Origin of the sequence: Desulfosarcina cetonica JCM 12296 (genome assembly GCF_001311845.1) — a bacterium.
GTDB classification, from domain to species: Bacteria; Desulfobacterota; Desulfobacteria; order Desulfobacterales; family Desulfosarcinaceae; genus Desulfosarcina; species Desulfosarcina cetonica.
In genome coordinates this window covers 1-5,482 of the sequence record NZ_BBCC01000288.1, presented here as the reverse complement: position 1 = coordinate 5,482, position 5,482 = coordinate 1, and the positions used below count along the sequence as shown (strand labels likewise).

General features: G+C 59.6%; 5 protein-coding genes and 1 pseudogene. 3 read left to right on the top strand and 3 right to left on the bottom strand.

The window, feature by feature from the left end:
• Positions 1-1,700, bottom strand: a 1,700-nt coding sequence (locus tag JCM12296_RS32120; protein WP_054701698.1) for an acetyl-CoA hydrolase/transferase family protein, incomplete at its 3' end; no start/stop codon positions are given.
• 168 nt (positions 1,701-1,868) lie between these two features.
• Between JCM12296_RS32120 and JCM12296_RS32115 the strand changes: the two genes are divergently transcribed.
• Complete coding sequence (locus tag JCM12296_RS32115; protein WP_218188392.1) at positions 1,869-2,927, top strand: MalY/PatB family protein; 1,059 nt, start codon at positions 1,869-1,871, stop codon at positions 2,925-2,927.
• 128 nt (positions 2,928-3,055) lie between these two features.
• On the opposite strand, the gene JCM12296_RS32110 is transcribed toward JCM12296_RS32115, so the two are convergent.
• The gene (locus JCM12296_RS32110) at positions 3,056-3,955 is read right to left on the bottom strand and encodes a DMT family transporter (RefSeq protein WP_054701695.1); all 900 of its coding nucleotides are present in this window, start codon (positions 3,953-3,955) and stop codon (positions 3,056-3,058) included.
• A 105-nt stretch (positions 3,956-4,060) separates the two neighbouring features.
• On the opposite strand from JCM12296_RS32110, the pseudogene JCM12296_RS39325 reads away from it, so the two are divergent.
• Both JCM12296_RS39325 and JCM12296_RS32105 read left to right on the top strand, forming a co-directional pair.
• A pseudogene (locus JCM12296_RS39325) lies at positions 4,061-4,204 on the top strand (peroxiredoxin); the annotation flags it as partial.
• Positions 4,205-4,321: 117 nt separating this feature from the next.
• The gene (locus JCM12296_RS32105; RefSeq protein WP_054701692.1) at positions 4,322-4,759 is read left to right on the top strand and encodes a YbhB/YbcL family Raf kinase inhibitor-like protein; all 438 of its coding nucleotides are present in this window, start codon (positions 4,322-4,324) and stop codon (positions 4,757-4,759) included.
• Between the two features lie 179 nt (positions 4,760-4,938).
• Here JCM12296_RS32105 and JCM12296_RS32100 read toward each other — a convergent pair whose 3' ends face one another.
• A complete protein-coding gene (locus JCM12296_RS32100; RefSeq protein WP_054701689.1) occupies positions 4,939-5,385 on the bottom strand; it encodes a Fur family transcriptional regulator in 447 nt (148 codons plus the stop codon).
• Positions 5,386-5,482 lie beyond the last annotated feature (97 nt).

Below are 5,482 nucleotides of genomic sequence, written 5' to 3'. Positions count from 1 at the left end.
AGATGGGTGGCGATTCCCAGCCGCTGGTAGGCCTCGTCCACGACAAAGGCCATATCCACATGCGGTTTCTCCTGATGACGCACAAATCGGGCCTCGGCAATGATGCGCCCCTGGCCCGGGGGGCCCACCAGCCCCACCACCGAGAGCACATCCCGGTAGTCCACATTGACATAGGCCTGCATCCTGGCATGCGGCATGGTCTTGATCGGCACAAAATGGCGGTAGTAGATGGCCATGTCCGAGAAACGGTAGAAGAGCCGGCGCATCTCCTCCTCGTCGGAGGGTTTGATGGCGCGGAAGCGGACCTCGACACCGTTTTTGAACGTGTGTCGCTCGGAAATTTCCGCCGGATAAAGGTGGGCGCTGGCCTTGAGAAAGATCTGGTCGGGGTAGATGATGTGGGCGATCTTGGCTTTTTCGACCAGGTCCGGCCGATCGTCGGGGTGGGCGATCTCGATCAGGGCCTGGGCCCTCTCGCGCTGGGTCCTGCCCGAGAGGGCGGCGACGCCGTACTCGGTGGCGATCATGTCAACGGAATCGGGCAGGTTCAACTGGTTGGGCATGTCCTGGATGGAGAGGCGTACATTGCCCTCTCCTTGCCGATTGCGGCTGGGCAGGGCGAAGATGGTGAAGCCGCCCAAGGAGATTTCGGCGCCGTTGAAAAAATCCATGGCCTGGCCCGGCCCGGAGGTGATGCTGCCCTCGCCGACATGCATGGCGATACGGCCGGAAAGGTCAACCTTGCGAGCCGGGAGGATCGCCACGTAACGGGCGTTGCGGCCGATTTCCAGGGGGCTGAAGACCTTGTCGATGTTCTGGAACTCGACGATGGGGTTGCGGTCCAGCCAGTGCATCAGTTCGGCCGAGCCCATGGCGTAGCTGGCCACGCTTTTCCCGCGGAAGGTGCTTTTCCGCCGGTTGGCAACCGCTCCGCTGCGGATCAGCGCCATCACCGGATCGGTGATGAAGGGCGAATGGATGCCCAGGTACCGCTTTTTCTTCAGGTGGCGTGGTAGCGCGTCGTACAGGGGCCCGATGCCGAATCCGAGGCAGTTGCCATCCTCGATGACCGCGGCGACATGGGCGGCGATGCGGTCGAAAACCGCATCCATCGGATCCGCCGGGCGAGCCGGTAGCAGGGGAACAGGATCGTGACTCTCCACCAGAAAATCGAACTCATCCACATGCACGAAGGTGTCTCCATAGGTGCGCGGGACGTTGGCGTTGATCTCGCCGATCACCAGCGACGCCCGGCCCATGGCCTGGCGGCCCACATCCACGGAAATGCCCAGCGAGCAGAGACCGTCGTCGTCCGGCGGCGTGATCTGCAATAGGGCCGCATCCACGGGGACCTGCCCGCTTTTGATCAGCTGGGGGATGGCCGAGAAACGGCTGGGAATCAGATCCACATGGCCGGCGCTGATGGCGGCATTCGCCACCCATCCGGAAAAGAAGGTTTTCAGCCGGTATTTGCTGGCATGCAGCGCTTCCAGGGAGATGGCATCGCCGAAGCTGAGGATCTGGATCAGGGTGAGATCCTGCAGGTTGGGCGCCGTGGATGCCATCAAGGCCTTGACCAGGGTGTGCGGTTCGGCCATGCCGGTGCCCAGGAAGAGGTTCATGCCCGGTTCGATGCGGGACAGGGCCTCCTGGGGCGTGACGTATGGCTTGGATGGGGGTGGAGGCGTTGATGAGGTCATGATACGTTCCTATTGGGTGAGCCTTTCGCGCCGTTTTCCAACACCGCCAACGGCGCTTTGACGGGCTTTTCAAACCGGCGATGAAAAACGATCGACGCCAAGGGCTTCAGGGTGCTATGAAAAATGCCGTGTTAGCATACCATCAATTAAAGAAAGCGTATACGCATCATGAAGATCAATTTCGATCACGAGGTCAATCGCAAGGACACCCAGTCCGCCAAATGGGGGGTCATCCAGGATCCTGAAAACCCGTCGCGCTGGATCACCACCGACGACTATTTCGGCGAAAACCGGATGCTGCCGCTCTGGGTGGCCGACATGGACTTTCCCGCGCCCCAGCCGGTGATCGACGCCCTGGTGCGTCGTGCCCAACACGGCATTTACGGCTATACCCTGCGCACGGACAGCTACAACCAGGCCGTGGTGGACTGGATGCGGCGGCGGCACGGCTGGACCATCGATCCCGGCTGGATCCTCTCCACGCCCGGGGTGGTGCCGGCGGTGAACTGGCTGGTGCGCACCTTTGCCGGGCCGGGGAAAAAAGTCCTGGTCCAGCGGCCCGTCTACTACCCGTTTTTTACTGCCATCGAGAACAACGGGGCCGAGATCGTTTCCAGCAGCCTGGTCTTGAAGGATCGCCGTTACACCATGGATTTCGCCGATTTCGAAGCCAAGGCGGCCGATCCGGCCGTCACCCTGTTCATCCTCTGCAGCCCGCACAACCCCGTGGGACGGGTGTGGACCCGTGAGGAACTGACCCGTATCGGCGAGATCTGCCGGAAGCACCAGGTGCTGGTGGTGGCTGACGAGATCCATGCCGACCTGATCTTCAAAGGGGTGGTTTTCACGCCCTTTGCCGCCATCAACGCGGCGTTCGCCGATAATGCCGTGGTGTGTACCGCGCCCAGCAAGACCTTCAACCTGGCCGGCCTGCACACCTCCAACATCATTATTTCCAACCCGGAATTGCGCCGGCGTTTCCAACAGACCCTCAACAGCTGCGGTTGGGTAAATGGGCCAACCCGTTCGGCGTGGTGGCTTGCGAGACCGCCTATCGCGAAGGCGAACCCTGGCTGGACCAAGTCTTGGCCTATATCGAGGCCAACCGCGATTTCGTGGAAAGCTACATCGATGCGCACCTGCCGGCCCTCCGGACGATCCGCCCCGAGGGGACCTATCTGGTCTGGCTGGACTGCCGCGGTCTGGGATTGGATAAATGGGCCCTGAAACGCCTGATGCTGGAGAAGGCACGCATCTTTCCGGATGAAGGTTACATTTTCGGCCCCGAAGGCGATGGTTTCGAACGCATTAACCTCGCTTGTCCGCGGTCGATCCTGGCGGAAGCCTGGAACGTCTCAAGCACGCCGTTGATGGTTGAAGAGAATGAAGCCGGTCAGGATCAATCCCATGCCGGCCAGGTGGAAGATTTCCAGATGCTCCCCGAGAAAAAGGATTGCCAGGATGGCGGCGAACACGGGGATGAGGTTGATGAACAGGCCGGTCCGATTGGCGCCGATGCCGGCCACGCCGTGGTTCCAGCAGAAGTAGGCCACGATGGAGGGGAACACGGCCACATAGGCGATACTGCCGACCGCCGCGAGGCTCAGGTCAAAGGGCCCCACGGCGGCGTGTTCCCACAGGTAGAACGGCCATAGCCCGATCCAGCCGATACCGAAGGTGTAGGTGAGAAAACTCAGCGGATGCAATTGAGGGCGTTTGGGCAGGAGCGCCGAGTAGGAGGCGTAGAGAAACACCGCCACGATCATCAACACATCACCCTGAACCAGGGCCATTTCCACCAGCGCTTGCCAGCGCCCCTTGAGTACCACCACCCCCGCACCCACCACGCACAGCGTCACGCCGGCGGTCTGCCGCCAGGTGATGCGTTCTCCGTAGAGCACCCTTGAAATCAGGATAATGACCGCCGGCATGGTGGTCTGGATCAACGCGCCGTTGATGGCCGTGGTGGTGTGCATGGCTCGGTAGAGCAGGGTATTGAAACTGGTGATGCCCAGAATGGCCAACAGAATCAAAATTTTCCAGCCGGCCCGGGCAACCGGCCAGTCCCGACGCACATACGGCCAGGTCAGCGGCAGAAGGATCGCAAAGGCCACGGCCCAGCGCCAGAAGGCCAGGGCGACCGGTGGAATCAGGGGGGCCACGCCCTTGGCGATGACAATGTTACCGCCCCAGCACAAGGGGGCGATGGCGACGATCAGAAAGGCCAGCAGGGTCGGTTTTGGAGTCGTGCGCATGGTACCATGATTTGAATTGGGCGGTCTTTTAATTTGCGATCCTACAAGAACCCGACTTAACTGTCATGGATTATTTTGTTTTAAGCATATGCGCCCCAGGCGCCCAAGGAGGAACCATCCATGATTCATGTTGGCCAGAACGCTCCTGATTTCACAGCCTCAGGTTACCTGAACGGCAAAGTTGTCAATACCAGAATTTCCGATTACCTGGGTAAATGGGTTTTGCCCTGCTTTTACCCCGGTGACTTCGACGATCTACCGGCGGGTCCTTGAACCCGCCGGTGGCTGGTGGTATAGGAGTAGCGACTTTTTACGCGTTCATCATTATTTCCATCCGCTTTTTTTCGGCCGACAAATGAGGCACTCATGAAAAAATCCTATACCCTTTGTTTCCTTGCCACGCTTTTGCTATTGGTCGGCGCTTGCGCCAAAAAACACCAGCCGGTGCAGATCAAAATCCCACGAAACGCCGCCAAGATGGAAGTAACCTTTTCTTGGGACGGTATCCCGGCATGCGCCCATGAATCCCCCGAAATCAAGGTGGCCGGCATTCCCGATGGTGCCGTCGAGTTGCAGGTCCGGCTCAAGGACATCAATCTGCCCGTCTGGAACCAGGGTGGCGGTAAGGTGGCGGTTGACGGCTCGGGCGTCATCCCGGCCGGCGCCCTAAACATGGGATACAATGGCCCCTGTCCGCCGGCGGGTCAGCGGCACAAATATGAGTTCTCGGTCATGGCGGTGGATGATCAGGGGACCATCATCGGTTATGGGGCTTCCCGGCAGGTTTTCCCGCCCAAGAAGTGACGGATTCGTAAAACGCCCGATATCGGCGTTACGCTTCATCCTTCGTCACTGCGGTGTACGCAAAAGTACACCTCATTCCTCAGGATTCGCAAGCCTTGATCTCGGGCGTTTTACGAATCGTCGGAAATGCGACTTTTTACGCGTTCATCAATAAGTAAGGCCGGGGTGCGGCGCATCGCCTATCGCTTGGCGGCCGCCCTGCAATCCGGGCAAATGCCGAAGAAGTCGAGGCGGTGCCGGGTAATGGTGAATCCGGTCTTGCGGGAAAGTTCCTCGGTCATGTCCGCCAGGGCGGAGACATCGGGATCGAGGATTTTCTTACAAACCGTGCAGACCACGTGGGGGTGGTCATAGGGCTTCTTGCCGTCGTAGCGGTTGCTGTCGTCGCTGAACCCCAGCTCCAGCACCTGGTTGAGCCCCTTGAGGACGGAAACGGTCTTGTAAACCGTGGCCAGGCTGGTGGTGGGAAAGGCGGGTTTTACCTGCTCATAGATGGTCTCCACGCTGGGATGCCCCTTGCTCTCCGACAGCACCCGAAGAATGGCCAGTCGTTGGGGCGTAATGCGGAACTGGTGTTCACGCAGGGCTTCAATCATCTTGCGCAGGCGCTCTTCGGAATCGGGCATTCGCAGTTTTCATCCTTGGATAGCGCTTAATGGAAAATCATTATTCGCTAATAACAACCGCTCATGTTGCTGTCAATAATCGGGATGGTATCCCTCA

Excerpts from the sequence above, each read along its gene's own strand:
- JCM12296_RS32115 (WP_218188392.1), top strand. The coding sequence starts at position 1,869 with ATGAAGATCAATTTCGATCACGAGGTCAATCGCAAGGACACCCAGTCC.
- JCM12296_RS32110 (WP_054701695.1), bottom strand. The coding sequence starts at position 3,955 with ATGCGCACGACTCCAAAACCGACCCTGCTGGCCTTTCTGATCGTCGCC.
- JCM12296_RS32105 (WP_054701692.1), top strand. The coding sequence starts at position 4,322 with ATGAAAAAATCCTATACCCTTTGTTTCCTTGCCACGCTTTTGCTATTG.
- JCM12296_RS32100 (WP_054701689.1), bottom strand. The coding sequence starts at position 5,385 with ATGCCCGATTCCGAAGAGCGCCTGCGCAAGATGATTGAAGCCCTGCGT.